Origin of the sequence: Vibrio sp. J2-4 (genome assembly GCF_021728155.1) — a bacterium.
Lineage (GTDB): Bacteria > Pseudomonadota > Gammaproteobacteria > Enterobacterales > Vibrionaceae > Vibrio > Vibrio diabolicus.
Window position 1 is genome coordinate 589,789 of sequence record NZ_JAKKCN010000001.1, and the last position, 26,058, is coordinate 615,846.

Consider the following 26,058-nt stretch of genomic DNA (forward strand, 5'->3'; position numbering starts at 1 on the left):
ATTTGTAAAATTTGGCACCAAATATTAAAAAGTTGTAGTATATTTTTTTGCAAGGAAGTAATAAGGTGGAATAAAAAATGGCAGACAACTATAAAAAGCCGTCCAAGGAACTAGACCGTATCGACCGCAACATTCTTAATGAACTGCAGAAAGACGGTCGTATTTCAAACGTTGAGCTTTCAAAACGTGTGGGACTTTCTCCAACGCCATGTTTGGAGCGTGTACGTCGCTTAGAGCGTCAGGGTTACATCACAGGATACACTGCATTATTGAATCCGCAGTTCCTGGATGCGTCACTATTAGTATTCGTTGAGATTACACTAAACCGTGGTGCGCCGGATGTATTTGAGCAGTTTAACTCAGCTGTTCAAAAGCTAGACGACATACAAGAGTGTCATCTTGTATCAGGTGACTTTGACTATCTTCTTAAAACCCGTGTATCAGATATGGGTGCTTACCGCCGACTATTGGGCGATACGTTACTACGCCTACCCGGCGTAAATGACACTCGCACATACGTTGTAATGGAAGAAGTGAAACAATCTAACCAGCTTGTGATCAAAACTCGTTAATTTCTTGCAAAGAAAGCGGTATATGCTTCCGCTTTCGCCAGAGAGTAATTGGGTTTTTCTCTTTGATATGGTTAAATCAATTTACCGAGCGGCTTGATGCCGCTCGGAATGTTTTGCAATTTCCTATTTCATTTCCATATTCAAGTTGATTTATGTTCAAAGAGAACGCAAAGAAAGTCGAAACCATTATCAAAACCAGTGAAGAGCCCCAGTCTTCACGCTTAAATGGCTTCCAACGCTTAAAAGAGTGCTGCTTTATCGTTGGCGTTCTTAGCTCGGTATTGCTTGCGGTTGCACTATTTACCTTCAGTCCGGCCGATCCTTCCTGGTCCCAAACCGCATGGGGAGGGGAGATCGACAATGCTGGTGGCCTTTTCGGCGCTTGGCTTGCGGACACACTATTCTTCACATTTGGCTCTCTCGCTTATCCCATCCCTTTCTTGCTAGCTGCGGCTGCATGGGTGATTTGCCGTAAACGAGGAGAAGATGAGCCAATTGATTTCATGTTATGGGGTACGAGGTTACTCGGCCTTGTCGTCCTTATAATGACTAGCTGTGGTCTAGCCGATATTAATTTTGATGATATTTGGTATTTCTCGTCCGGTGGTATCGTCGGGGACGTGTTGTCTAGCCTAGCTTTACCTACATTGAATGTACTTGGCACGACATTGGTACTGCTGTTCTTATGGGGAGCGGGTTTTACTCTCTTTACAGGCATCTCATGGCTTAACATCGTTGAGTGGCTTGGAGATCGTGCATTAGCACTAATTGCGGCGCTTGCAAATAAGATAAGAGGCTCTGAGCAAGAAGTTTTAGAACCTCAGCTAGATGAGTTCGTGGAAGATAAAGTCTCTACGCCTAGACATAACGTAGACCATGACATTGATGATGAGCCGCTTCCTCATTTAACGGCGTTCGATGTCGATGAGCCGAAAGAATCGGCGCCTGTACATGAGTATCCTATTTATATGCCGCAAGCTAAACCTGAGAAGCCAGCGGAACAAATGATGGTGGAACCAACGCCACCACAACGCAAGGCTACGGTTAATGCTGCGCCAGTTTATGCTCAACCTGAGCACCAAACGCAACCTGTCCATGCGGTGAATACTGATAACGTTGATCCGCTTCTGGAGCGTACCAAGCAGCTGAATGTCACGATAGAAGAGCTTGAAGCTGCAGCGCAACAAGCAGATGACTGGGGAACTGAAGAACAGGTAGCCCCATCATTTGCAGACACTTACTCTTCCTATGTAGAGCAACATACAGCTACAGAAGAACCGATCAGTGTTGAACCAGATTATGCGGAGTACGAACAATTTGAAGCAGAACAAGTACAGCAGCCAAGTCTTGAGCATCCTGTGCATGAAGAGCCTGTAATTGATTCCGCTGCGCTAGATAGCATCACGGAGCAAACAGAATCGAGTCAACACATTGAACCTACGATCTCTGATTTTGACGTGTTAGACGATGAAGACGAAGTGGAGTCACAGTCTGTACAACAAGTACAGCCAGCTCCAACAACACCTCATCAGCAAGTGGCAACACCTTCAACAACATTTGAACCTGCAATTCAAAAAGCGGAGGTTGAAGAGGTTCAAGACGGCGACGAAGATGTAGCGGCATTCCAAGACATGGTTTCTAGTGCGCAAGCCAAAGTAGCCGCGACACAGAACCCATTTTTGGTACAGAAAGAAGAAAACTTGCCTGTTCCAGAAGAGCCACTTCCAACGCTCGAGTTGCTTTACCATCCAGAAAAACGCGAAAACTTTATCGACCGTGATGCCCTAGAGCAGGTCGCTCGATTGGTTGAGAGCAAGCTAGCGGACTACAAAATCAAAGCCGACGTGGTGGGGATTTATCCTGGTCCAGTGATCACTCGCTTCGAGCTTGATTTGGCACCGGGGGTAAAAGTAAGCCGTATTTCCGGTCTTTCAACTGACTTAGCGCGTGCCTTGTCTGCGATGGCGGTACGTGTTGTAGAAGTTATCCCTGGCAAGCCTTACATTGGTTTGGAACTGCCAAACATGAGTCGTCAGACGGTCTATTTATCTGATGTAATCAGTAGTCCTCAGTTTGAGCAAGCAACGTCACCAACAACGGTTGTGTTAGGTCAAGACATTGCGGGCGAAGCTGTTGTGGCCGATCTTGCGAAGATGCCTCACGTGCTAGTAGCAGGTACAACTGGTTCTGGTAAGTCGGTGGGTGTGAACGTGATGATTTTGAGCATGCTATATAAAGCAGGTCCAGAAGATGTGCGCTTCATCATGATTGACCCGAAAATGCTAGAGCTTTCTATTTACGAAGGTATCCCTCATCTTCTTTCTGAAGTTGTGACTGATATGAAAGACGCATCAAACGCTCTACGTTGGTGTGTGGGTGAGATGGAACGTCGTTATAAGTTGATGTCGGCATTGGGCGTTCGTAATGTGAAAGGCTTTAACGAGAAGTTGAAGATGGCAGCAGAAGCAGGCCACCCAATTCATGACCCATTCTGGCAAGAAGGCGACAGTATGGATACGGAACCGCCATTGCTAGAAAAACTGCCGTATATCGTTGTTGTTGTCGATGAATTTGCTGACCTGATGATGGTGGTGGGTAAGAAGGTAGAAGAACTGATTGCACGCTTGGCACAAAAGGCGCGTGCGGCAGGTATTCATCTAATTCTTGCGACTCAACGTCCATCGGTGGATGTTATCACGGGTCTGATTAAAGCGAATATTCCAACTCGTGTTGCGTTTACGGTATCGACTAAAACGGACTCTCGTACAATCCTAGATCAAGGCGGTGCAGAATCACTGCTTGGTATGGGTGACATGTTGTACTTACCACCAGGCTCTAGCCATACGACCCGTGTTCATGGTGCGTTTGCATCAGATGACGATGTTCATGCGGTTGTAAACAACTGGAAAGCGCGTGGTAAACCGAACTACATTGAAGAGATCATCAGCGGAGATCAAAGTCCAGAAAGCTTATTGCCAGGTGAGCAAATGGAAGCGGATGAAGATGTGGATCCACTCTTCGATCAAGTCGTTGAGCACGTAGTTCAGTCACGTCGAGGCTCTGTTTCTGGCGTACAGCGTCGATTTAAGATCGGTTACAACCGTGCCGCCCGTATTGTTGAGCAACTCGAAGCGCAAGGTATCGTGAGTGCACCGGGTCACAACGGTAACCGCGAAGTTTTAGCTCCTGCGCCGCCAAAAGATTAATGAACTTGTTTTACTCACTTCAGTCCAACTGAGGTGAGTAACTTTAGGTCTTTGACCCTCTGATAGGTATCTGAATGAAAAAACGATTTTCAGCGAAACTTTTCTCAGCGCTAGTTTTAAGCGTTTCTTTCTTCTCAGCTGCGAATGCAGCATCTCCCAAAGATGAACTCAATAAACGTCTCGCAATGAACGAGGGTTTCAGTGCCGATTTCTCCCAGCAAGTGATCAGCCCTGAAGGTGAAACGGTAATGGAAGGTGAGGGCACGGTTGAAATCGCTCGTCCAAGCTTGTTCCGTTGGAGTACGACTTTTCCTGATGAAAACCTTTTAGTATCTGACGGTAAGACGTTGTGGTATTACAGCCCATTCATTGAACAAGTAAGCATTTACTGGCAAGAGCAAGCGACCGAGCAAACACCATTTGTGCTGTTAACTCGCAATAGAGCAAGCGACTGGGATAACTATAAGATTTCTCAGAAAGGTAATGAGTTTACGCTCATTCCAACGGCAATTGACTCTACTCAAGGCCAATTCCAGATTAATATTGATGCAAAAGGCGTAGTGAAAGGCTTTAACGTCATTGAGCAAGATGGTCAGAAAGGGCTGTTTACTTTTAGTAATGTTAAGCTTGGTAAACCAAAGGTAGACAGATTTACATTCACAATTCCAGATGGCGTGGAAGTGGATGACCAAAGGAATTAATTGGTAGTGAGTAATTACACGTTAGATTTCTCAGGGGACGAAGATTTTCGTCCCCTTGCTGCTCGTATGAGACCACAAACTATCGAACAGTATATTGGACAGCAGCATATTTTAGGTCCGGGTAAACCCCTACGCCGAGCGCTAGAGGCCGGACACATTCACTCGATGATTTTGTGGGGACCACCTGGCACAGGTAAAACGACATTAGCGGAAGTGGCAGCAAACTATGCCAACGCCGAAGTTGAGCGTGTATCTGCGGTGACGTCTGGCGTTAAAGAGATCCGGGCTGCGATCGACAAAGCGCGTGAAAACAAAATGGCAGGTCGCCGCACTATCTTATTCGTGGATGAGGTGCATCGCTTTAACAAATCGCAGCAAGATGCGTTTTTACCGCATATTGAAGACGGTACGGTTACGTTTATCGGTGCGACCACAGAGAACCCTTCGTTTGAGTTAAACAACGCATTACTCTCGCGTGCTCGCGTTTACAAGTTGACTTCTCTTGACCAGAGCGAAATATCGCTGGCGCTTGATCAAGCGATTAACGACAAAGAGCGCGGCTTGGGGAATATACCAGCACATTTCGCCGATAACGTACTAGATCGCTTAGCAGAGCTAGTTAACGGTGATGCTCGCATGTCTCTTAACTACCTTGAGCTGCTATACGATATGGCAGAAGACAACGCGCAGGGTGAAAAAGAAATCACGCTTAAGTTGCTTGCGGAAGTGGCGGGAGAAAAGGTCTCTCGCTTCGATAACAAAGGTGATATCTGGTACGACTTAATCTCTGCAGTTCACAAATCCATTCGTGGTTCAAATCCAGACGCCGCTTTGTATTGGGCTGCACGTATGATCGCTGCAGGTTGTGATCCGCTCTACATCGCTCGCCGATTACTTGCGATAGCATCGGAAGATGTTGGCAACGCGGACCCTAGAGCCATGCAAGTTGCACTCTCCGCGTGGGACTGTTTTACACGCGTTGGTCCAGCAGAAGGTGAGCGTGCGATTGCGCAGGCGATCGTTTACTTAGCGTGCGCGCCAAAAAGTAATGCGGTGTACGTGGCATGGAAACAAGCGCTCACAGATGCTCATAACTTACCTGAATATGAAGTGCCTCATCACCTTCGAAATGCACCTACCAGTTTGATGAAAGACATGGGTTATGGAGCAGAGTATCGTTATGCTCACGATGAGCCGGGTGCCTATGCAGCCGGTGAGCAATATTTGCCACCAGAAATGGCGGATCGTAAGTATTATCAGCCAACAAATCGCGGTCTAGAAACCAAAATCGGCGAAAAGTTAGATTACTTGGCTAAATTAGACGCAAATAGCCAACAAAAGCGCTATGAAAAGTAGGCGTTTTTGGATACATTTGTTCAGTAAATTTTTTTAACGCGTACGCTTGGAAAGTGCGCGTGATTTCACAACAAAAAGCATAGGATTAACAATGCTGGATTCTAAATTACTTCGTACAGAGCTGGATGAAACAGCTGCTAAACTGGCGCGTCGTGGCTTTAAGCTAGACGTAGAGACTATTCGTAAACTTGAAGAACAACGTAAGTCCATTCAAGTAGAAGTAGAAAATTTACAATCCACGCGTAACTCCATCTCCAAGCAAATCGGCCAAAAAATGGCAGCTGGCGACAAAGAAGGCGCAGAAGAGATCAAGAAACAAATCGGTACTCTAGGTAGCGATCTTGATGCGAAGAAAGTTGAACTTGAGCAAGTAATGGCTCAACTAGACGAATTCACGCTTTCTGTACCAAACATCCCTGCTGATGAAGTGCCAGATGGTAAAGATGAAAACGACAACGTCGAAATCTCTCGTTGGGGTGAGCCTAAGACTTACGACTTCGAACTAAAAGACCATGTTGACCTAGGTGAAATGGGTGGCGGTCTAGACTTCGCAAGTGCAGTTAAGATCACTGGCGCACGTTTCATCGTGATGAAAGGCCAATTTGCTCGTCTACACCGTGCAATCGCTCAGTTCATGCTAGATCTTCACACAGAAGAACACGGCTACACAGAAATGTACGTACCTTACCTAGTAAACTCTGACAGCCTATTCGGTACTGGCCAGCTTCCTAAGTTCGGTAAAGACCTTTTCCACACAGAGCCTCTAGCGGAAAAAGTAAACGACGAAGAGCCACGTAAACTGTCTCTAATCCCTACGGCAGAAGTACCTGTAACGAACCTAGTTCGTGACACGATTTCTGACGAAGCGGATCTACCTATCAAGATGACAGCACACACGCCATGTTTCCGTTCAGAAGCAGGTTCTTATGGTCGTGATACTCGTGGTCTGATTCGTATGCACCAGTTCGACAAAGTTGAGCTAGTACAAATCACTAAGCCAGAAGATTCAATGAATGCGCTAGAAGAGCTAACAGGTCACGCTGAGAAAGTTCTACAACTTCTTGAGCTTCCTTACCGTAAAGTGGTTCTTTGTACAGGTGACATGGGCTTCGGCGCTCGTAAAACTTACGACCTAGAAGTTTGGGTTCCTGCTCAAGAAACTTACCGTGAAATCTCTTCATGTTCTAACATGTGGGACTTCCAAGCTCGTCGTATGCAAGCGCGTTTCCGTCGTAAAGGCGAGAAGAAACCTGAGCTTGTACACACGCTAAACGGTTCTGGTCTAGCTGTAGGTCGTACCATGGTCGCTATCCTAGAAAACAACCAAGAAGCAGACGGTCGCATTGCAATCCCTGCAGTACTTCAGAAGTACATGGGCGGCGCAACGCACATCGGTTAATGCATTAGCACTAGAACACCAAAACCCAGCCATAGTGCTGGGTTTTTTGTTATTTGCGTCGAGTGAAAATACGTTGTTATGTAATTAGCACACGCAATAGTGAAGAGCTCGCCCAGAATCTAGCAGTACGAGACAAATGATATTTTTCTAAACGGTTTTTCACGTGACAAGCTAATGGCATCATTTGCCCTTGTTGTTAAACGTTATGCCAGTAAATCATCTTTCATTGCTTGTTATTTTTGCGCTTACTTTGCTCGTTAGTAAGAGTGTTATCGCAAGTGAACTTATTCAGCCTCAATACTTAGATAGTGAGCGAACCGATCGCTTTTTCGCGCGCGAAATAGCGCAACCTTCCAAAGAAAATATGCAACTTCGTAACTCACTCGATTGGGGCTATGAACTTGAATTGAAACGTGCATCTGATGAAGAAAAACTAGTATCTAATTGCCAAGACTTAGCTACGGCATACTCTACGGGCTTTACTGCGGCAAAAGCCTATGAATACGGCGCGTTTAAAGCATATTTAACTCAGTGCCAAACATGGAGTGAGATGGCAAAGTTAGCTGCCTCTAAGCGCTCATTTATATCAGACTTTAAGTTAGACGATACCTTTCCTAATTTCGCTCCAAGTGCACTTGCTTTTGTTATTTCAGACGAAAGTGCAGAGAAAGCAAAGACACTATCAACGTGGGATGAAGCAGGCCATATCCAAAGAACTCAGGTCATCAGTGAAGTCAGAGCAGAGTATTACGATTCGACTGATGGCTTTCAGGTTATTACCGTTACCGCAAAAGGTGATTACAACGCTGACGGCATCGAGGATATCGTTATTGAGAAAGAGAATAGTGTACTCAGTGGCTCGTATTCATCTTCACACGGATATGTATTAACCCGTATGTCTGAACAAGCGCTATTTACAGTGTTGGCTGAATGGTAATGAAACGATTGGCGGTCACTTTGGGTTTAAGTGTTGCGATGATGAGCACGTTTGCTGTTGCTAACACCTCGCCCAGAAAAGTCTTTGAATGCTCAGTGAACCAAACTATGAACTTTAGTATTTTTATAGAGCAAGGCAAAGGTGGGATTATCTTTGATGAGTCCATTGAGAATCAAAGCTCTGTTTTACAGCGGATAAAACCTCAAGATTATCGTGTTGAACATTATCATCGAGCGTTGGTAGATGAGAAGTCACTGGAATTTAGTATTGGTGAGCGCGTCATATTAGTCAGTGAGTACTTTAGCGAGGAGTTAGGTGAGGTAGAGAAGATACTCAGTGTTACTTTGAGAAAGCCTGAGCAAACGCAGTACTTTGAATGTGAGGAAGGGAGTATGAGTAACCTTGCATTGCTTTTCCATGAGAGTGCCGAATAATCGATTGCAGAGTAATTATTACCAAAGCGTAATAGTGTTTTCGAATTTACCCTAATTATCTTATTATTTGTAATCGATATAATTATCCACCTTATCACGGTAAGTAGGTTTTCTCATTCAAGTAACGAGGAGGGCTTATGGCCGTAGGGTGGGCAAACGACGATAGCGTCAGCCAACAAATTCAAAACACAATAGACGACGAAATTTCCCGTGTTCGTGGCAGTATCACAAAGGGTTAGAGCGCCCATTACTGCGATGAATGTGGTGATGAGATTCCGGAAGCGCGTCGTCTTGCAATGAAAGGCGCTCGTTTGTGTATCGCATGTCAGTCAACTATCGAATTGGTCTCTCAACGCCAAGTATTATTTAATCGACGAGCGAGTAAAGACAGTCAACTTCGATAGCTTTACTGCTCTAATAAATAACGAGACGGTTTGAGTCTCATACTCAAACCGTTTTCATGTTGAATTGAACTATGAAGCGAAGCAGTCTTTGCGTTGTAACGCAGCATCAATCGCATTCACTAACTTTTCAATATCTTCCGGCTTGCTGATGAACGGCGGCATCATATAAATCAGTTTGCCAAATGGACGAATCCAAACACCGTGCTCAACAAAGAGAGCCTGGATGGTTTCCATATTCACAGGTCGATGCGTCTCCACTACGCCAATAGCACCCAACCAACGGGTGCTTTTCACCAAGTCGTATTCTTCAAGTTTTGGTAGTAACTCAGAAAACAGCGTTTCAATTTGTTGGGTTTGTTGCTTCCAATCACCTTGCTCGATCAATTCCAAACTTGCAGTAGCTACAGCACAAGCGAGTGGATTCCCCATAAAGGTTGGACCGTGCATAAAACAACCAGCATCACCACCACAAACAGTGTCTGCTACGTGTTTGCTCGCGAGGGTCGCAGAGAGGGTCATGTAGCCGCCAGTGAGTGCTTTCCCGACACACAAAATGTCTGGTTGAATATCTGCATGTTCGCAGGCAAACAATTTGCCTGTGCGTCCAAAACCGGTAGCGATCTCATCTGCAATCAATAACAAACCGTATTTGTCGCAAAGTCTACGCACGCCTTTGAGAAATTCGGGATGGTAGATACGCATGCCACCTGCGCCTTGAACGATAGGCTCAAGGATCACCGCAGCAAGTTCTTGATGGTGCGTTTCAATCTTGTGCTCGAAGTCGGTAAGGTCTTCTGGCTTCCATTTATCCCAATAACCACAAGTTGGTGACTCCGCAAAGATATGCTCAGGCAAAAAGCCTTTGTAGAGAGAGTGCATTGAGTTGTCAGGATCGGTAACCGACATCGCCGCAAACGTATCGCCGTGATAACCGTGTCGCAAAGTAAGAAACTTCGGTCGGCGTTCGCCTTTTGCATGCCAATATTGCAGTGCCATTTTTAAGCTGACTTCTACGGCAACGGAACCTGAATCGGCAAGGAATACATGTTCAAGATTACTTGGGGCTAGGGGTAGCAACTTCTTACACAAATTGATTGCTGGCTGATGGGTAATCCCGCCAAACATCACATGAGAGACCTGATCGATTTGCTGGTGAGCCGCTTGATTTAAGTGCGGATGATTATAGCCGTGGATTGTCGACCACCAAGAAGACATGCCATCGACAAGCTCAGTACCGTCTTCCAATTTAATGTGAACACCACTTGCTGATTCTACTGGGTAGCAGGTCAGAGGTGTTAATGTCGAAGTGTAAGGATGCCAGATATGCTGGCGGTCGAAGGCGAGATCCATGTGCGATTCCAATAATAATTAAGATTAAAAAATAAACAGGTGTAAACTTTGTTGTTTTGTGTTGTGTTGACAGTTTATCGAGACTCAGTAGACTGTCAACACAACAACAAAAGTGACTAAAGGAATACACGTGGAAGTTCGTCATAACTGGACGCATGCTGAAGTGCGCGATCTCATGGAAAAACCATTCATGGATCTCCTATTCGAAGCGCAGCTTGTACATCGTCAATATCAACAAACCAACCATGTTCAAGTAAGCACGCTTCTGTCGATTAAGACAGGTGCTTGTCCAGAAGATTGTAAGTACTGTCCTCAGAGTGCTCGTTACACCACAGACATCGAGAAAGAGCGTTTGATGGAAGTAGAACGCGTACTCGATGCTGCGCAAAAAGCCAAAAATGCTGGTTCTACTCGATTCTGTATGGGTGCAGCATGGAAAAACCCGAAAGAGCGTGACATGCCGCATTTGACCGACATGATCAAAGGCGTGAAGGGCATGGGTTTAGAAACGTGTATGACATTAGGCATGCTGACGCCAGATCAAGCAAAGCAATTGGCAACTGCTGGTCTGGATTACTACAACCACAACCTAGATACCTCACCTGAGTTTTACGGCAACATCATTACCACACGTACTTACCAAGACCGTTTAGACACTTTGTCTCACGTTCGTGATGCTGGCATGAAGATCTGTTCCGGTGGCATCATCGGCATGGGTGAAAGTGCTAACGACCGAGCAGGTTTGTTGGTTGAACTGGCTAATTTGCCAGTACATCCTGAAAGTGTGCCAATCAACATGCTGGTTAAGGTGAAGGGTACACCATTGGAAGAAGTGGACGACGTTGAGCCGTTCGACTTTATTCGTCTGATTGCAATAGCACGAATTATGATGCCCCAATCCGCAGTCCGTTTATCGGCTGGTCGTGAAAACATGAACGAACAAATGCAAGCGCTGTGTTTTATGGCGGGTGCAAACTCCGTCTTCTATGGTTGCAAACTTCTGACCACGCCAAACCCTTCTGAAGACAAAGACATGATGCTGTTCGACAAGCTCGGCATTAACAGCCAAGAGGTGTCTCAAAAACCTGATGAAATCGAAGAAAACGAGTTGCTGGATCGCGTCGTAGAGCGCGTTGCTGCTCGTCCGACAAAAGACGACCTTTTCTACGATGCCAGCGTTTAAATCTCGTATCGAGTCCGCCCTTGCCGATCGTAAAGCGCAGGGGCTGAATCGTTCGATGAATGTGGTGTTTTCCGGCAACCAATCGATTTTGGAATACGAAGGCAGACGCTACATCAACTTCTCAAGTAATGATTATTTGGGATTGGCCAATGACCAAGCGCTCGTTCGTGCTTGGCAGCAAGGCTTGAGTGTATACGGCAGTGGCAGTGGTGCATCTCCAATGGTCACAGGTTTTAGTGCCGCGCACAGCAATTTAGAAGCGGCACTAACAGAATGGCTGAGTTACGAAAGGGCAGTCCTGTTTGGCTCTGGATTCAGTGCTAACCAAGCTTTGTTATTCACCTTGCTAGAAAAATCAGACGCACTCATCCAAGACCGTTTGAACCATGCCTCTTTGATGGAAGCGGGGGCGTTGTCACCAGCTAAGATGAAGCGCTTCAAGCACAATGACATCGAACACCTGAAGTCGCTGATTAATAGCGAAGACAACCATCTAGTTGTGACTGAAGGGGTATTCAGCATGGACGGTGATTGTGCCCCACTTGCTGATATAGCTGAAGTCGTTCGCAGTCATGATGCTTGGTTCGCCGTCGATGATGCACACGGTATCGGCGTTCTTGGCCAATCTGGCGGTGGCTCATGTGAATTAGCGGCGGTTAAGCCTGAGATACTGATCGTTACTTTCGGCAAAGCGTTTGGTATGTCTGGCGCGGCTATTTTATGTGACCACGCAACGGGGGACTTTTTAACTCAGTTTGCTCGTCACCATGTGTATTCCACGGCGATGCCTCCTGCACAAGCCTATGCGCTCACGCATGCTGTCTCGATGGTTCAAGAGCAGTCTTGGCGACGTGAAAAGCTCACAGAGTTAAGTGAAGTGTATCGAGATAGCCTCAGCGACGTTGAGGGCTTTGTTGAGACTCAAACTTCGATTAAGCCGTTTGTGATTGGTGAATCTGATTTGGCTTTGCGAGTGGCAGGTGCTTGTCGCCAAAACGGTATTTGGGTTACTGCTATTCGCCCGCCAACAGTACCGAAAGGGACGTCTCGTCTTCGAATCACACTCACTGCTAATCACACTAACGAACAAGTTAAAACGCTTTCAATGGCATTGAAGCAAGCATTAGGAACGCAGTAATGGATAATGCAGAGCAAATGAAGTTGGATTGCTTACTGCCTAATAAACAAGCGATCGCCGCTTCCTTTAGTAAGGCAGCTAACACGTACGACAAACATGCCGCTTTCCAGCGTGATGTCGGCCATCGCTTACTAGACAAACTTCCGAATGACTTAACTCATAAACGTGTTTTGGATTTAGGATGTGGTACTGGCTATTTTTCTCAACGTCTTCAAGAGCTTGGCGCTGAAGTGTTTTGTGTGGACATCTCTCAAGAGATGTTAAGCAAAGCTATGGTGCGCTGTGGCCATGAACGAATGAATTATGTGCTAGCCGACGCAGAAAACTTGCCTTTCGACGATACAAGCTTCGACTACGTATTCTCTAGCTTGGCTTTGCAATGGTGTGCCGATTTAAGTTATCCCCTGAGAGAAGTTCGTCGTGTACTAAAAGCTAATGGGAAGGCGGCTTTTTCTACCCTAGCTGAAGGGTCACTGTGCGAGTTGCGTGCATCATGGAAAAAAATTGATGCATATCAACACGTCAATAACTTTCTATCGCTCAATCAGGTAAAAATTGCGTTAGCGCAATCTCGATGTGACAACCATCAACTAGACTTGACCACCATCACAGTTTGGTACGACTCAGCATTTTCAGTTATGCGTGACCTCAAAGGTATAGGTGCAAATCACGTAAGCGGGCGCTCACATGGTTTAACCAGTCGAGAGACTTTGTTGCAAGTTGAGCATGAGTACCAAGCGTTTAAAAATGATCAAGGTCTTCTACCTGCAAGTTATCAGGTTTGTTTTGGAGTAATACATCTATGATTGATGCTTTTTTTATTGCTGGTACGGATACTGATGTAGGAAAAACGGTAGCGTCTAAAGCCATTTTGCAAGCGTTGGCAGCAAAAGGACTAAACACCATTGGTTATAAACCAGTGGCAGCAGGGAGTGATAAGACTGAAGCTGGATGGCGTAACTCTGACGCCTTACATTTACAAGCGGCCGCGACACTCGATGTCGCTTATGATGATGTGAATCCATACGCTTTAGAATTGCCTGCTTCTCCTCACATCGCGGCAAAACATGAACATGTCGAAATAAAATACGAACTCCTCAGTGAAAAGCTGGCTCAACACAAGCAGCAAGCTGATGTCGTTCTCGTTGAGGGTGCTGGTGGTTGGCGTGTGCCTGTGTCAGATACCGACTGTTTATCTACTTGGGTACAAGCAGAGCAGTTACCCGTGGTCTTGGTGGTTGGTATTAAATTAGGTTGTTTGAGCCATGCTTTACTCACGGCTGAGAGTATTAAAGCGGATGGCTTGAATCTTGTTGGTTGGGTGGCAAACCGAGTTAACCCTGGCACTGAGCACTATGCTGATATTATCGAGATGCTTGAAGCGCGTATCGGTGCGCCTAAGCTTGGCGAAATCCCATACATTCCAAGTGCTAAGCGCAAAGAGCTAGGCAAGTACATTAATGTCGAGCCTTTGCTAAATACTGACTGATTGTGTTTAAAATACTAAAAACCAAAGGGCTGCGTAATGCAGCCCTTTTTTATTGGTGTAATCTATAACATCAGATTACTTATCTTGGCTAAGCCCCATCAATGCTTGCTGTGTTTCTGCAACACGCTGAGACATATGATGATCGGTTGAAATACCAAGTTGTTGCTTCGCCTCATCCTCTGAGATGCCTAGATGACAACGTAGTAAATCAATAGCCATTTGATAGTCGTTAGTTTCTACCATGGTTTTTCCCTCAATACATGGAAGTTTTGAGCTCACCTAATGCACCTTTTCATGTACTTAGAGTGGCTCTGTTTTGTTCATCTCACTTGAATCTAGCATGTCCATGTCGCCGCACAATAAGACCAAAGTCTATAGCGGGGCTAACATACTGTTTTTGGTCTAGTAAAATATTTCTAGCTAAGTTGCCTAGAGGTGATAGATTTAACATCAAGGTCATCCATTGATAGGTGAGGTGCGATTCAAAGTACTTTTTATTACGGAAAGGAATGAATATGAATGGAGGTAATGGCTTTTATCAGCACGTGCCTAGAAATCGCTTGAACATAATCTTTCAGTCTCGAAAACAAATGTTGCAATTTATTGCTTAACCTTGTTTTTATCGCGGATAGACTATATCTATAACGCACGGAACATGAAACTTAGCGGAATTGGCTTTTACAGCGATTACCACCTGTTCCTTATAACAATCCGTTTTAAAAAAAACGATAAGCTTCCTCGGAGAAAAGTAATGAAGCGAATTATGTTATTCCTAGCAACTAACCTAGCTGTCGTGCTAGTGCTTAGTGTTGTTCTGAATATTGTTTACGCTACCACTGGAATGCAACCTGGCAGTCTTTCTGGTTTGCTAGTTATGGCCGCCATATTTGGTTTTGGTGGTGCACTTATTTCGTTGATGATGTCAAAGGGCATGGCACTGCGCTCGGTTGGCGGTATGGTCATTGAAAGTCCGCGTAACGAAACTGAGCATTGGTTAGTCGAAACTGTGGGTCGTCAAGCTCAGCAAGTGGGTATTGGTATGCCAACGGTGGCTATTTATGACTCACCAGATATCAATGCATTCGCGACGGGTGCAAAGCGAGATGACTCTCTTGTCGCGGTTTCCACTGGCCTTTTACACAATATGACTCGTGATGAAGCAGAAGCGGTACTGGCCCACGAAGTGAGCCATATTGCAAATGGTGACATGGTCACGATGACATTGATGCAAGGTGTTGTGAACACGTTTGTTATCTTCCTATCCCGTTTTATCGCCAATATTGTGGCATCGAACGATGATGAAGAAGGTCAAGGTACAAACATGATGGTTTACTTCGGTGTATCTATGGTGCTTGAGCTAGTGTTTGGCTTCTTAGCAAGCTTTATTACCATGTGGTACAGCCGTCATCGCGAATTCCATGCCGACGCAGGTGCTGCTCACTTAGTTGGTAAAGAGAAAATGATCGCGGCATTGGAACGTTTGAAGATGAGTCACGAATCTCAACTTGATGGCACAATGATGGCGTTCGGTATCAATGGCAAGCAGTCATTGACTGAACTACTGATGAGTCACCCTCCGCTAGATAAACGTATTGCAGCGTTACGTAGTCAGCAATACTAGTTGTAAAAACTGACAGCGCACACGAAAGTAATCGTTAATTTCCTGAAAAGGCTTGGTTTTGACCAAGCCTTTTTTTTGATCGATTGATCGCTTGCGAGATCCATCACGTATCTACCTACAGAAACAAAGTTATACAAAATAATTTTTGTACAACTTTTAAGGAATGAACTATCTTGTACATATAATAATTTTGTACAACTTGATGGGCATGTAGGAGTAAACACATGGACATACAGTCTGTTGGCAATATCTATCAAAAGCTGAATAAAGCGAACTTACATCTGCTTAAAGACGTATATCACCAAGATGTCGTTTTTGAAGATGCTGCTCATCGTTTAGAGGGGTGGCCTGCACTTTCAGATTACTTCACATCATTATATGCCAACGTCATAAGCTGTGACTTTGTTATCCACGAACATCAACAAGTCGGAGATACTGGCTTCCTAACGTGGACCATGGATCTTCAGCATCCCAAACTTCAAAAAGGTGCACCTATTCTCGTTAATGGTGTGTCGCATCTTAAATTCAGCGAAGGCCAAGTTATTTATCACCGAGATTACTTTGATCTCGGAGAAATGCTTTACGAAAACTTACCTTTACTTGGCTCAGTCGTAAAAACCATCAAGCAGAGGTTAGGACAATGAACAATACTATCTTAATCACTGGCGCTACCTCCGGAATAGGGAAGCAACTGGCTTTAGATTACGCGAACTCTGATTGGAGCGTTATTGCTTGTGGGCGAAACAAAGACGTTCTTGCTGAATTGGGGGCTGCTTCTTCTAATATCCATACATTGCAGTTTGACGTGACAAACCATGAACAAACTCAGCAGGCGCTGTCCAGTTTGCCTTTCACGCCGAGTACCTGGGTTTTTAATGCAGGGGATTGTGAGTATATGGACAACGGTGTGGTTGACGCGAAACTCATGGCGCGTGTGATGAATGTAAACGTCGTTGGTGTTGCCAACTGCGTAGAAGGTTGCCAACCACACTTAGATAAAGGGCATCGCATCGTTATCGTGGGTTCTATTGCTTCAGAAGTCGCGTTACCAAGGGCTGAAGCCTACGGCGCTTCTAAGGCCGCTGTGAGCTACTTTGCTCGCACATTAGCTGTTGATTTGAAGAAGAAGGGCATTCAAGTGGTGACCGTGTTCCCAGGCTTTGTGGAGACCCCGTTAACTGACAAAAATGACTTCGAAATGCCGATGATTATTTCTACGCGGCAAGCCTCGAACTCTATCAGAAAACAGTTGGCTGCCAACAAGACTCACATCTATTTCCCCGCGAGGTTTACCAGTATTTTACGTTTTATCTCGTTACTTCCATACAGTTGGCAAGCTCGCCTAACTGCTAAACTCGTGTCATAAGAAGGAATAAAAATGAAAACAGCAGGAAGAAAGAAGATAGCGATTGTGGGGACCGGAATTTCTGGCCTTACGTGTGGTTACTATCTACATAAAGAGCACGATGTCACCGTATTTGAAGCTAACGATTACATTGGCGGGCACACCGCGACGGTGGATGTAAAACTCGATGGTAAAGAATATGCGATTGATACGGGCTTTATCGTTTACAACGATCGCACTTATCCTAATTTCATCAAAATGATGAACGAGATTGGTGTCGAAGGATTGCCAACCCAGATGAGCTTCAGCGTAAGAAACGACGGCAATGGCTTGGAATATAACGGTCATACCGTGTCGACATTATTTGCTCAAAAGCGCAATTGGGTAAATCCTAAGTTCTATCGTTTTATCTTCGAGATCCTTCGTTTCAACAAACTTGCCAAAAGCGTCGCTAGCAAACAATCGAGTCATTCTCAGACGCTAGGTGAGTTTCTTGATGAGCACAACTTCAGTACTTTCTTTTCAGATAACTACATTTTGCCGATGGGCGCTGCAATTTGGTCTTCGACTTTAGCGGACATGCGCGCATTTCCGCTGATGTTTTTCCTTCGCTTTTTCTTAAATCACGGATTGCTTGATGTCACTAACAGACCGCAATGGTATGTAATTAAAGGTGGCTCTCGTGAGTACATTCCACCTTTGACTCAAGGTTTTATCGATAAAATTCGACTCAATAGTCCGGTAGAAAAAGTGCTCCGTAGTGAGAATGGTGTGGGTTTAAAAGTTAACGGTGAAATGCACTGGTTTGATGATGTCATCTTTGCTTGTCACAGTGATCAAGCGATGAACACGTTAGGTGACATTAGCCCAGTCGAGCAAGAGGTGCTGGGTAATATAGCTTATCAAGCGAATGAAGTGGTGCTTCACACTGATACGAGTTTACTTCCAAAGCGTAAAGCGGCGTGGGCTTCGTGGAACTACCTACTGGAGGGCAGTGAAGACGAACAGCAACATCTCCCTTCGCTCACTTACAACATGAATATTCTCCAACATGTTCAATCTGAGCACACATTCTGTGTCACGCTAAATAGCACTGAGCAGATCGAACCGAGCAAAGTATTACGGACGTTTACCTATCACCATCCAGTGTTTTCCACCGATTCTATCGCTGCACAGCAACGTAAAGAAGAGGTGCAAGGACTGAACAATACTTGGTTCTGCGGCGCTTATTGGTACAACGGTTTCCATGAGGATGGCGTTCGCAGCGCGTTGGACGTAGTGAAAGGGCTTGAAGAGAAATATCGCGTTCAAACTGCTGTCAACTTAGAAAAAGGTGCAGCGTGATATGGATAGCCAAATGAACAGCCAGTTGTTTGTTGGCAACGTTCGGCATCGCAGGTTCACGCCGATAAAACATGAATTGAACTACTCATTGTTTATGCCAGCTATTGACGTCGATGAGCTAAAAAAACTAGAGGAAAAAGTTTGGGTTTTTGGCTCTCGTTGGTGGCATTGGGCACGCTTTAAACGCAGTGACTATGTTGGTGAGGGCTGCTTAAAGGTGGCCGTGCACGACAAAATTGAAGAGTTAACAGGTGTTCGTTGTACCGGCAAAGTCATCGCTGTTTGTCATTTGCGCTATTTAGGACTTTATTTTAGTCCGGTGAATTTCTACTACGTTTATAACAAAGAAGGGGAATGGAAATACCTCTTAGCTGAAGTCAGCAATACACCTTGGAACGAGCGTCATTACTACGCAGTCGCTGCTGAGCAAAACGATGAAAACTTTGGATGGGAACAAGAGAAAGCCTTTCATGTTTCTCCGTTTAATCCAATTGACCAACAGTATCACTGGAAGATTAAACCACTGACGGACAAGTTAAGGATTCATCTTGAATGCCACAAAAGCGAAAAGCACTTTGATGCGACGATGACAATGAAAGCTCAAGTGTTTTCGAGCAAAAGCTTATCGAAGTGTTTGATCGTTACGCCAATACAGACGGTAAAAGTAATGGTTGGTATTTATTGGCACGCATTAAAACTTTGGGTGAAAGGCGCGCCTTTTTATTCTCATCCTAAATATTCAACACACGACGAAATAGAAGCCGACACTAAAAAAACAGACAAAAAAAATAAAAAGCACAAGGAGAATTCTGCATGTTAAATACCAGTTCTATGACATTGCCGCGCAAATTGACGACAACACAAAAGGCGGCTCGCGGAGTTATTTTTCAATGTCTGCAAAAAATGGAAATCGGCTGCTTAACTGTTATTGAAAGCTTTAAGACGGAAACGAAAGAAAGAAGCGAGCGCTTTAATGCGCCCAACGGTGAATACAGCGGTCAGCCTGTTGTGGCGACGATTGAGGTAAAGCATCCTGGCTTTTACTCGCGAATCTTGCAAGGTGGCAGCATTGCGGCGGGTGAGGCTTATATGGATGGTTGGTGGGACAGCCCGGATCTAACCTCGTTAATGAAACTTATGGCTCTCAATATGCGAGCGCTAGATAAACTTGAAGAGAAAGGAAGTTGGCTGACTAAAATACTGTACAAGTTCAGTCATTGGACCAACCGCAATTCTCAAGAGAACTCTCGTAAAAACATTCATGCGCATTACGACTTGGGCAACAATTTGTACGAGTCATTTTTAGACGACAACATGCTGTACTCATCGGCCTTATATGTGCAAGACAACGATACTTTGGAACAAGCGCAAATCAACAAAATGGATCGTTTGTGCCAGCAACTTGAGCTTCAACCATCCGATCGAGTGATTGAGATCGGTACAGGGTGGGGGGCTATGGCCATTTACATGGCAGAGCAATATGGTTGTCATGTAACGACAACGACGATTTCTGAAGAGCAGCATGCTTACGCTGAACAAAAAATTAGAGAGCGAAATTTGGGCGACAAGATCACTCTATTAAAACAAGACTATCGAGACCTTTCGGGTCACTACGATAAGTTAGTCTCGATAGAAATGATCGAAGCGGTTGGAAAACAATTTTTGCCTTCCTACATCAAGCAATGCCAATCATTACTCAAGCCGGGTGGTTTAATGGCAATTCAAGCCATCACTATCGCTGACCAGCGTTATGATTACTACAGTAACAACGTTGACTTTATCCAGAAATACATCTTTCCAGGTGGTTTTTTACCTTCGGTTACATCTTTAACTCAAGCTGCGACCAAATACAGTGACTTGGTGGTGAGAGACTTATTTGATATTGGCCTGGACTATGCGAAAACCTTGAGCGAGTGGCACTCTAGATTTAATCAAGCTGAAGAGCACGTACGATCTCTCGGTTATGACGACCGCTTTGTCCGCATGTGGCGCTACTACCTGAGCTATTGTGAAGGTGGCTTTTTAGCTCGAAGTATCAGTGCCGTTCACATGACATTCCAGCGACCTTAAACCGTTATGAAGTTGCTGATTGCCTCTACATGGTTCCAGCTCTGTTGGTTCTCTGCAGTGCTTGGGACCTATCAATGGCAGTGGCTAACACTGATCTTAACATTCCTTACTCTTGTCTATTGTTGGAGGACGGACGCTTCTGCCTTGAAGCACATCGCGAGTATCGTTTTGGCGGGTGTAGTGCTCGATACGCTCAATCAACAGTTTTCTGTTTTTGTGTTTCCAACGCAATGGCTACCCATTTGGTTGTTGTGCCTTTGGATTTTGTTCTCTTGGTATGCCTATCAGCTCAAGCCTGTTTTGTACCGTTTCCCAAAAATCTACGTATCAATTGTAGGTGGTGTTGGAGGAACCGTCAGTTACTACGCCGGATACAAGCTCCAAGTCGTTGAATATGGATTTAATACCAGCGTTACGTTGATCATTCTATTTGCTGAATGGTTTGCCATGACACTTTTGATACTCAAGGTATACGGATATGAAAAGCTTGAAGAGAGATTTAACCCAGAGGCTGATTAAGGTAGTTGCTTCTCTAGTAGTTATGGGCTCCTTTGCTCTACAAGCTCAGCCAGTTGGAAACAGTGAAAACGCAGATAAGATGTCGAGTTGGGAGGGGTGGAAAACTGTCGGTGAGGCACAACTCACATGGTTCATCTTCGATATATATCAGTCTCGACTAAGAGCACCCGATGGAAAGTTCATTGTAAATGGCGATGTATCACCACACCCTCTGGCATTGGAAATTAACTATCAAAGAGACATCAGCAAGCAGCAGTTGCTTGATGTAACTGATGAGCAATGGGCAAAACTTGGTTTTACTGAACCATATCGAAAAAGTTGGATCAGTGATCTAAACCATATGTTCCCTGATATAAAAAAAGGCGATGAGCTTACTTACTTAACCGATGGTAAAACTGGTCAGCTTCTTTACCGACAAGCTGGCATTGCACAAATTAAGACAGTCGGCTTCGTTCAAGATGAGCGAATGAACGATGCGTTTTTGTCTATATGGTTGTCACCTAATACAGAGTTCCCAAAACTTCGAAAACAATTAATAGGGCAGGTTAGATAGTGCTTAAACGAATTTTAAAATCAGTCGCCTTGGCTGCTGCGGCCTTACTTTCAGCATGCTCAGCAGGTATCGATAATTATCAATCATCTACACCGACTTTTGATTTATTCGGCTATTTTGAAGGCGAAACAAAGGCGTGGGGGATGGTCCAAGATTACACTGAACAACAAACTCGTCGTTTTGAAGTCGACATCGTGGGTACTGTGGAAGGTAACACGTTGACGCTGGTGGAAGACTTTGTGTTTGATGATGGAGAAGTTGACCAGCGAATTTGGGTTATTACCAAATTAGAAGATGGACGCTATGAAGGTAAAGCAGAGGATATTATTGGTGTAGCAACAGGGGCTGAGCAAGGCAATGCGTTGCAGTGGCGGTATGACTTTGAGTTGCAAATGGATGACTCAACAGTAACGGTCGCTTTTGATGATTGGCTTTATCGTCAGGACGAGAAGCATGTTTTCAACCTCACCAAAATTAAAAAGTTTGGTATAGAGGTCGGGACAATAACCTTATTCTTCCAAAAACAGCCATAATAGTTGAGGGATTTATCCTCTTGCATTACTACCAAATAACCGAAATTATTTCTTCCTAACTAAAAAGGTTGACACTTTCACGTCAACCTTTTCAATTGCAGATCATCAAGGTGTGATTACAGCTTATCTGTCAGCTCAACCGCTTGACCAATGTAGTTCGCTGGCGTCATCTCTTTCAGACGTGCTTTCTCGTGCTCAGGAAGCTCAAGACCGTCGATGAAGTTACGCATTGCCTCGCCGTCTACACGCTTACCACGAGTTAGCTCTTTTAGCTTCTCGTATGGCTTCTCGATGCCGTAACGACGCATAACTGTTTGTACTGGCTCTGCTAGTACTTCCCAGTTTTTATCTAGTTCAGCAAGAAGTGCTTCACGGTTTACTTCTAGCTTGCTGATGCCTTTAAGCGTAGAAGTGTAAGCGATAATAGCGTAGCCAACACCAACACCAAGGTTACGTAGAACCGTTGAGTCAGTTAGGTCACGTTGCCAACGAGAGATAGGCAGTTTTTGTGCTAGGTGGCCGAATACTGCGTTCGCAAGACCTAGGTTACCTTCAGAGTTTTCAAAGTCGATTGGGTTAACTTTGTGCGGCATTGTTGAAGAACCGATCTCACCAGCAATGGTTTTTTGCTTGAAGTGGCCTAATGCAATGTAACCCCAAACGTCACGATCGAAGTCAATCAGGATAGTGTTGAAACGAGCGATAGCGTCGAACAGCTCAGCGATGTAATCATGCGGCTCGATTTGTGTTGTGTAAGGGTTCCAAGTTACGCCTAGAGACTCTGTAATGAATTCTTCAGAGAACTTGTGCCAATCTAGCTCTGGGTAAGCAGAAAGGTGTGCGTTGTAGTTACCTACTGCACCGTTGATTTTCGCTAGGATCTCAACGTTTTCGATTTGCTTGAATTGACGCTCCATACGGTACGCCACGTTTGCCATTTCTTTACCCATTGTAGATGGAGAAGCAGGCTGGCCGTGTGTACGAGATAGAAGAGGAATGTCGCGGTATTCAACTGCGAGTGCTTTGATAGCGTCAATTAGGTTACGGATTTCTGGAAGAATCACTTGCTCACGTGCTTCTTTTAGCATTAACGCATGAGAGGTGTTATTGATGTCTTCAGAAGTACATGCAAAGTGGAAGAACTCATTAACAGCGTGCAGTTCAGGAACGTCTGCTACTTTCTCTTTTAAGAAGTACTCAACCGCTTTAACGTCGTGGTTAGTTGTACGCTCGATTTCTTTAATACGGCGTGCATCTTCTTCAGAGAAGTTAGCAGCAAGGTCGTCTAGGAATTGGTTAGCTTCTGCGCTGAATGCTGGCACTTCTGCAATTTCAGCAGTAGCCGCTAGCTTCTGTAGCCAACGAATTTCTACGATAGTACGGTATTTTAGTAGACCGTACTCGCTGAAAATTTCGCGTAACGCAATCGTCTTACTTCCGTAACGGCCGTCTACTGGTGAAACAGCAGTCAATGCTGACAGTTCCATGATGTTCTCCTGAATTGGGTTTCTAAATTTCGTGAGCGTTATACCAATAACTGTGGCAATTGTCACGAATGTTGCGCAAACGTTTGCGCTGGATTTGTTTTATTCGAAAAAAAGTAGCTCGCGATAAACGCGAGCTAGCAGAGAATTCTACATTCTGGCTAACAGGATTTGAGCCTGTTCGACCATTTTCTTTCGGCCAAAAATTAGATGACGACGTTTACCGCCTACTTGGCGCCACAGAACAGCACTACGAATACCAGATAGCAGTAGAGCACGGACTTTGTGTTGGCTTGCCGTTTGTTGCAGTACAGAAGGCGTGCCTGTTACTTGAATGCGTGGTCCAATAGGGCTAACAACATCCAAGTAGATGCTTGCTAAATTGCTGATCATTTGATCATCTAGCAGCTCAAAATGCTCTGACTGACGTTTGGCCATTTGGATACGGTCACCAAGCTGGGACATGGCATCGTTGCGAGCGCTTAACTTACGCTCTAGCGCCATTAAGCTAATGATGTAACGAGTGATCTCACTGCCTGATGGGGTGCTATCAATCCCTTTAACCAGACACTCCAGACCGAGCTTTAGATCGGCTTCGCGACCGAATACGCCAACGGTGTTAGCAGGGTTTGTGTTCAAAATAGCGTTGATTGATGTTTCAAAAGCATCTTGATCACAATGCCCGTTTCTCGCAACTTGTTGAACCAAAGCGACAGCTTGGCAAATACCAGCGAAAGCGATAGTACGGTCATAAAGTGTATTCGCCACGTAACGACTCCTAAGCTTGAGAATATTTAATGCGTTGCTCGATGATGCCGCCACCTAGACATACGTCATCTTTATAAAACACTGCTGATTGACCAGGCGTCACTGCAATTTGTGGTTCATCAAAGATCACTTTAATGTTTTCATCATCGATCGGGATGATTGTACAAGGAATATCTTCCTGACGGTAACGAGTTTTCACTGTGCACTTCATAACATCGCGAATTGGCTCACGATCTACCCAGTGAAGTTGTGACGCAAGTAGACCTTCTGATTTTAGCATCGGGTGGTCTTTACCTTGGACTGCGATTAGCACGTTACGCTCTAGGTCTTTTTCACCAACAAACCACGGCTCTTCGTTACCACCGCCGCCTTTACGGCCACCGATGTGTAGACCTTTACGCTGACCTAGTGTGTGGTACATCAAACCTTGGTGTTGACCGATCACTTCGCCTTCTGGCGTTTCGATATTACCAGGCTGAGCAGGAAGGTAACGACCGAGAAAGTCGGTAAATTTACGCTCACCGATGAAACAAATACCTGTCGAGTCTTTCTTCTTCGCTGTTACTAAACCTTGCTCTTCCGCAATACGGCGTACTTCAGGTTTCTCTAAATCACCAACAGGGAAGAGGCTACGGCCAATTTGTTCGTGGCTTAGTGTATATAGAAAGTAGCTCTGGTCTTTGTTGCCATCTAGGCCACGCAACATCGCTGGTTTCTCACCGTTATCCGGGAAAGAGCGACGTACGTAGTGACCCATTGCAATGTAGTCAGCATCAAGCACTTCATCAGCGAATTCTAGGAATGCTTTGAACTTGATTTCTTTGTTACAAAGAATGTCAGGGTTCGGTGTACGACCCGCTTTGTATTCAGCAAGGAAGTACTCAAATACGTTATCCCAGTATTCGGCAGCAAAGTTGATGGTGTGTAGATGAATGCCTAGCTTGTCACATACTGCCTGAGCATCAGCAAGATCTTCTGCTGCTGTACAATATTCTTCGTTGTCATCTTCTTCCCAGTTCTTCATGAACAGGCCTTCTACTTGGTAGCCTTGTTGCTTGAGAAGATACGCAGAAACAGATGAATCAACGCCGCCGGACATACCGACGATGACTTTCTTTTGGCTGTTATCAGACATTACTAAACACCACTTAAATAAACGGGATGCAGATTCTATCAGAATCCACAGACCGGTGACAGATCCGAGATCGAAATCACAATTCGTTTCGCTGCATTTTTCTTCAACAGAAATTCGAACGGGCAATTTCGCAAGTATAGAAGAGGTATATATGGCATAGTTGGCAAAAATCCAAGAGGAAAGTCCAAATGACCGAAGAAAACCAGTTTATGCAAGAAGCCGAGTTGATTGAAATTGTTGAAAACCAACTTGAGGACGGCAATCCATTAAAAGTTAAAGAGACGCTAATGCGCTTAATGATGACAGGGACACCTAGAGAAGAAGCGGTTGCAATGATGGCATGTGCCATGTCGATTGAAATTTTCGATGTGATGAAAAATGAAGGTGAGTTCAACCTAAAGCGTTACTGCGAGCACCTTGAGCAACTGCCAGATCTAAGTTTTATGGAAGGTGAATAAGGAGTCTAGAAGAAAAAAGCGGCTAGCAAACGTTTGCTATAATTGCTTTTATTGCCGCT

26 protein-coding genes and 1 pseudogene are annotated in these 26,058 nt (G+C 44.9%); 22 read left to right on the plus strand and 5 right to left on the minus strand.

What is annotated here, in order from left to right:
• Nucleotides 1-77: 77 nt before the first annotated feature.
• The 8 genes and pseudogenes from lrp to L3V32_RS02705 all read left to right on the plus strand — a co-directional run bounded on the left by lrp (nt 78) and on the right by L3V32_RS02705 (nt 9,009).
• Nucleotides 78-572: a leucine-responsive transcriptional regulator Lrp gene (gene lrp / locus L3V32_RS02670; protein WP_005378234.1), complete on the plus strand. Its 495-nt coding sequence runs from the start codon at nt 78-80 to the stop codon at nt 570-572.
• A 152-nt stretch (nt 573-724) separates the two neighbouring features.
• Nucleotides 725-3,778, plus strand: a complete 3,054-nt coding sequence (locus L3V32_RS02675) for a DNA translocase FtsK 4TM domain-containing protein (RefSeq protein ID WP_237283760.1) — start codon at nt 725-727, stop codon at nt 3,776-3,778.
• A gap of 74 nt (nt 3,779-3,852) precedes the next feature.
• Nucleotides 3,853-4,479: an outer membrane lipoprotein chaperone LolA gene (lolA, locus tag L3V32_RS02680; protein ID WP_012841960.1), complete on the plus strand. Its 627-nt coding sequence runs from the start codon at nt 3,853-3,855 to the stop codon at nt 4,477-4,479.
• Nucleotides 4,480-5,835, plus strand: coding sequence for a replication-associated recombination protein A (locus L3V32_RS02685; RefSeq protein WP_212762630.1), 1,356 nt, complete (start codon nt 4,480-4,482; stop codon nt 5,833-5,835).
• Between the two features lie 91 nt (nt 5,836-5,926).
• A complete protein-coding gene (gene serS / locus L3V32_RS02690) occupies nt 5,927-7,234 on the plus strand; it encodes a serine--tRNA ligase (protein WP_053807197.1) in 1,308 nt (435 codons plus the stop codon).
• A 205-nt stretch (nt 7,235-7,439) separates the two neighbouring features.
• On the plus strand, nt 7,440-8,171 hold the full coding sequence (locus L3V32_RS02695) for an ATPase (protein WP_237283761.1): 732 nt from the start codon (nt 7,440-7,442) through the stop codon (nt 8,169-8,171).
• Nucleotides 8,165-8,605: a hypothetical protein gene (locus L3V32_RS02700; RefSeq protein ID WP_237283762.1), complete on the plus strand. Its 441-nt coding sequence runs from the start codon at nt 8,165-8,167 to the stop codon at nt 8,603-8,605. The genes L3V32_RS02695 and L3V32_RS02700 overlap by 7 nt, the downstream gene beginning before the upstream one ends.
• Nucleotides 8,606-8,742: 137 nt before the next feature.
• Nucleotides 8,743-9,009: pseudogene (locus tag L3V32_RS02705) on the plus strand (DksA/TraR family C4-type zinc finger protein).
• A 69-nt stretch (nt 9,010-9,078) separates the two neighbouring features.
• On the opposite strand, the gene bioA reads toward L3V32_RS02705, so the two are convergent.
• The gene (gene bioA / locus L3V32_RS02710) at nt 9,079-10,359 is read right to left on the minus strand and encodes an adenosylmethionine--8-amino-7-oxononanoate transaminase (protein WP_237283763.1); all 1,281 of its coding nucleotides are present in this window, start codon (nt 10,357-10,359) and stop codon (nt 9,079-9,081) included.
• Between the two features lie 130 nt (nt 10,360-10,489).
• Between bioA and bioB the strand changes: the two genes are divergently transcribed.
• From bioB to bioD, 4 genes are read left to right on the plus strand one after another with little or no spacing between them, the layout of a single operon-like run.
• Nucleotides 10,490-11,542 (plus strand): biotin synthase BioB, encoded by a 1,053-nt coding sequence (gene bioB / locus L3V32_RS02715; RefSeq protein WP_012841957.1) that lies wholly within the window; start codon nt 10,490-10,492, stop codon nt 11,540-11,542.
• The gene (gene bioF, locus L3V32_RS02720; protein WP_237283764.1) at nt 11,529-12,680 is read left to right on the plus strand and encodes an 8-amino-7-oxononanoate synthase; all 1,152 of its coding nucleotides are present in this window, start codon (nt 11,529-11,531) and stop codon (nt 12,678-12,680) included. Before bioB ends, bioF begins: the two co-directional genes overlap by 14 nt.
• Nucleotides 12,680-13,486, plus strand: coding sequence for a malonyl-ACP O-methyltransferase BioC (gene bioC / locus L3V32_RS02725; protein ID WP_237283765.1), 807 nt, complete (start codon nt 12,680-12,682; stop codon nt 13,484-13,486). Before bioF ends, bioC begins: the two co-directional genes overlap by 1 nt.
• Nucleotides 13,483-14,169: a dethiobiotin synthase gene (bioD, locus tag L3V32_RS02730; RefSeq protein WP_005390831.1), complete on the plus strand. Its 687-nt coding sequence runs from the start codon at nt 13,483-13,485 to the stop codon at nt 14,167-14,169. The genes bioC and bioD overlap by 4 nt, the downstream gene beginning before the upstream one ends.
• Before the next feature lie 75 nt (nt 14,170-14,244).
• On the opposite strand, the gene L3V32_RS02735 is transcribed toward bioD, so the two are convergent.
• Nucleotides 14,245-14,448 carry a hypothetical protein gene (locus tag L3V32_RS02735; RefSeq protein ID WP_162860661.1) on the minus strand — a complete coding sequence of 68 codons (204 nt, stop codon included), beginning with the start codon at nt 14,446-14,448 and terminating at the stop codon, nt 14,245-14,247.
• 472 nt (nt 14,449-14,920) lie between these two features.
• On the opposite strand from L3V32_RS02735, the gene htpX reads away from it, so the two are divergent.
• The 9 genes from htpX (at nt 14,921) to L3V32_RS02780 (ending at nt 22,154) form a co-directional block, all read left to right on the plus strand.
• Nucleotides 14,921-15,790, plus strand: coding sequence for a protease HtpX (gene htpX, locus L3V32_RS02740; protein WP_237283766.1), 870 nt, complete (start codon nt 14,921-14,923; stop codon nt 15,788-15,790).
• A 224-nt stretch (nt 15,791-16,014) separates the two neighbouring features.
• Nucleotides 16,015-16,434 (plus strand): nuclear transport factor 2 family protein, encoded by a 420-nt coding sequence (locus L3V32_RS02745; protein WP_005390833.1) that lies wholly within the window; start codon nt 16,015-16,017, stop codon nt 16,432-16,434.
• Complete coding sequence (locus L3V32_RS02750; protein WP_006743053.1) at nt 16,431-17,156, plus strand: SDR family oxidoreductase; 726 nt, start codon at nt 16,431-16,433, stop codon at nt 17,154-17,156. The genes L3V32_RS02745 and L3V32_RS02750 overlap by 4 nt, the downstream gene beginning before the upstream one ends.
• 12 nt (nt 17,157-17,168) lie before the next feature.
• Nucleotides 17,169-18,479 carry an NAD(P)/FAD-dependent oxidoreductase gene (locus L3V32_RS02755; protein WP_237283767.1) on the plus strand — a complete coding sequence of 437 codons (1,311 nt, stop codon included), beginning with the start codon at nt 17,169-17,171 and terminating at the stop codon, nt 18,477-18,479.
• A gap of 1 nt (nt 18,480) precedes the next feature.
• Nucleotides 18,481-19,299, plus strand: a complete 819-nt coding sequence (locus tag L3V32_RS02760) for a DUF1365 domain-containing protein (protein WP_237283768.1) — start codon at nt 18,481-18,483, stop codon at nt 19,297-19,299.
• Nucleotides 19,293-20,549 (plus strand): cyclopropane-fatty-acyl-phospholipid synthase family protein, encoded by a 1,257-nt coding sequence (locus L3V32_RS02765; RefSeq protein ID WP_005390844.1) that lies wholly within the window; start codon nt 19,293-19,295, stop codon nt 20,547-20,549. The genes L3V32_RS02760 and L3V32_RS02765 overlap by 7 nt, the downstream gene beginning before the upstream one ends.
• Nucleotides 20,550-20,555: 6 nt before the next feature.
• Nucleotides 20,556-21,068 (plus strand): DUF2878 domain-containing protein, encoded by a 513-nt coding sequence (locus tag L3V32_RS02770; RefSeq protein ID WP_139060888.1) that lies wholly within the window; start codon nt 20,556-20,558, stop codon nt 21,066-21,068.
• Nucleotides 21,028-21,621, plus strand: coding sequence for a chalcone isomerase family protein (locus L3V32_RS02775; protein ID WP_237283769.1), 594 nt, complete (start codon nt 21,028-21,030; stop codon nt 21,619-21,621). The genes L3V32_RS02770 and L3V32_RS02775 overlap by 41 nt, the downstream gene beginning before the upstream one ends.
• Nucleotides 21,621-22,154, plus strand: coding sequence for a DUF3833 domain-containing protein (locus tag L3V32_RS02780; protein ID WP_374042708.1), 534 nt, complete (start codon nt 21,621-21,623; stop codon nt 22,152-22,154). Before L3V32_RS02775 ends, L3V32_RS02780 begins: the two co-directional genes overlap by 1 nt.
• Before the next feature lie 116 nt (nt 22,155-22,270).
• On the opposite strand, the gene purB is transcribed toward L3V32_RS02780, so the two are convergent.
• The 3 genes from purB to mnmA form a co-directional block, all read right to left on the minus strand.
• Nucleotides 22,271-23,641: an adenylosuccinate lyase gene (gene purB / locus L3V32_RS02785; RefSeq protein ID WP_005390853.1), complete on the minus strand. Its 1,371-nt coding sequence runs from the start codon at nt 23,639-23,641 to the stop codon at nt 22,271-22,273.
• 147 nt (nt 23,642-23,788) lie between these two features.
• Nucleotides 23,789-24,406, minus strand: coding sequence for a high frequency lysogenization protein HflD (gene hflD, locus L3V32_RS02790; RefSeq protein ID WP_046874772.1), 618 nt, complete (start codon nt 24,404-24,406; stop codon nt 23,789-23,791).
• A gap of 10 nt (nt 24,407-24,416) precedes the next feature.
• A complete protein-coding gene (mnmA, locus tag L3V32_RS02795) occupies nt 24,417-25,541 on the minus strand; it encodes a tRNA 2-thiouridine(34) synthase MnmA (protein WP_005390857.1) in 1,125 nt (374 codons plus the stop codon).
• 188 nt (nt 25,542-25,729) lie between these two features.
• Here mnmA and L3V32_RS02800 point away from each other — a divergent pair, with 188 nt between their 5' ends.
• Nucleotides 25,730-25,999, plus strand: coding sequence for a hypothetical protein (locus L3V32_RS02800; RefSeq protein WP_005390859.1), 270 nt, complete (start codon nt 25,730-25,732; stop codon nt 25,997-25,999).
• Nucleotides 26,000-26,058: the final 59 nt, after the last annotated feature.

Excerpts from the sequence above, each read along its gene's own strand:
- lrp (WP_005378234.1), top strand. The coding sequence starts at position 78 with ATGGCAGACAACTATAAAAAGCCGTCCAAGGAACTAGACCGTATCGAC.
- L3V32_RS02675 (WP_237283760.1), top strand. The coding sequence starts at position 725 with ATGTTCAAAGAGAACGCAAAGAAAGTCGAAACCATTATCAAAACCAGT.
- lolA (WP_012841960.1), top strand. The coding sequence starts at position 3,853 with ATGAAAAAACGATTTTCAGCGAAACTTTTCTCAGCGCTAGTTTTAAGC.
- serS (WP_053807197.1), top strand. The coding sequence starts at position 5,927 with ATGCTGGATTCTAAATTACTTCGTACAGAGCTGGATGAAACAGCTGCT.
- L3V32_RS02695 (WP_237283761.1), top strand. The coding sequence starts at position 7,440 with ATGCCAGTAAATCATCTTTCATTGCTTGTTATTTTTGCGCTTACTTTG.
- L3V32_RS02700 (WP_237283762.1), top strand. The coding sequence starts at position 8,165 with ATGGTAATGAAACGATTGGCGGTCACTTTGGGTTTAAGTGTTGCGATG.
- bioA (WP_237283763.1), bottom strand. The coding sequence starts at position 10,359 with ATGGATCTCGCCTTCGACCGCCAGCATATCTGGCATCCTTACACTTCG.
- bioF (WP_237283764.1), top strand. The coding sequence starts at position 11,529 with ATGCCAGCGTTTAAATCTCGTATCGAGTCCGCCCTTGCCGATCGTAAA.
- bioC (WP_237283765.1), top strand. The coding sequence starts at position 12,680 with ATGGATAATGCAGAGCAAATGAAGTTGGATTGCTTACTGCCTAATAAA.
- bioD (WP_005390831.1), top strand. The coding sequence starts at position 13,483 with ATGATTGATGCTTTTTTTATTGCTGGTACGGATACTGATGTAGGAAAA.
- htpX (WP_237283766.1), top strand. The coding sequence starts at position 14,921 with ATGAAGCGAATTATGTTATTCCTAGCAACTAACCTAGCTGTCGTGCTA.
- L3V32_RS02745 (WP_005390833.1), top strand. The coding sequence starts at position 16,015 with ATGGACATACAGTCTGTTGGCAATATCTATCAAAAGCTGAATAAAGCG.
- L3V32_RS02750 (WP_006743053.1), top strand. The coding sequence starts at position 16,431 with ATGAACAATACTATCTTAATCACTGGCGCTACCTCCGGAATAGGGAAG.
- L3V32_RS02755 (WP_237283767.1), top strand. The coding sequence starts at position 17,169 with ATGAAAACAGCAGGAAGAAAGAAGATAGCGATTGTGGGGACCGGAATT.
- L3V32_RS02760 (WP_237283768.1), top strand. The coding sequence starts at position 18,481 with ATGGATAGCCAAATGAACAGCCAGTTGTTTGTTGGCAACGTTCGGCAT.
- L3V32_RS02765 (WP_005390844.1), top strand. The coding sequence starts at position 19,293 with ATGTTAAATACCAGTTCTATGACATTGCCGCGCAAATTGACGACAACA.
- L3V32_RS02770 (WP_139060888.1), top strand. The coding sequence starts at position 20,556 with ATGAAGTTGCTGATTGCCTCTACATGGTTCCAGCTCTGTTGGTTCTCT.
- L3V32_RS02775 (WP_237283769.1), top strand. The coding sequence starts at position 21,028 with ATGAAAAGCTTGAAGAGAGATTTAACCCAGAGGCTGATTAAGGTAGTT.
- purB (WP_005390853.1), bottom strand. The coding sequence starts at position 23,641 with ATGGAACTGTCAGCATTGACTGCTGTTTCACCAGTAGACGGCCGTTAC.
- mnmA (WP_005390857.1), bottom strand. The coding sequence starts at position 25,541 with ATGTCTGATAACAGCCAAAAGAAAGTCATCGTCGGTATGTCCGGCGGC.
- L3V32_RS02800 (WP_005390859.1), top strand. The coding sequence starts at position 25,730 with ATGACCGAAGAAAACCAGTTTATGCAAGAAGCCGAGTTGATTGAAATT.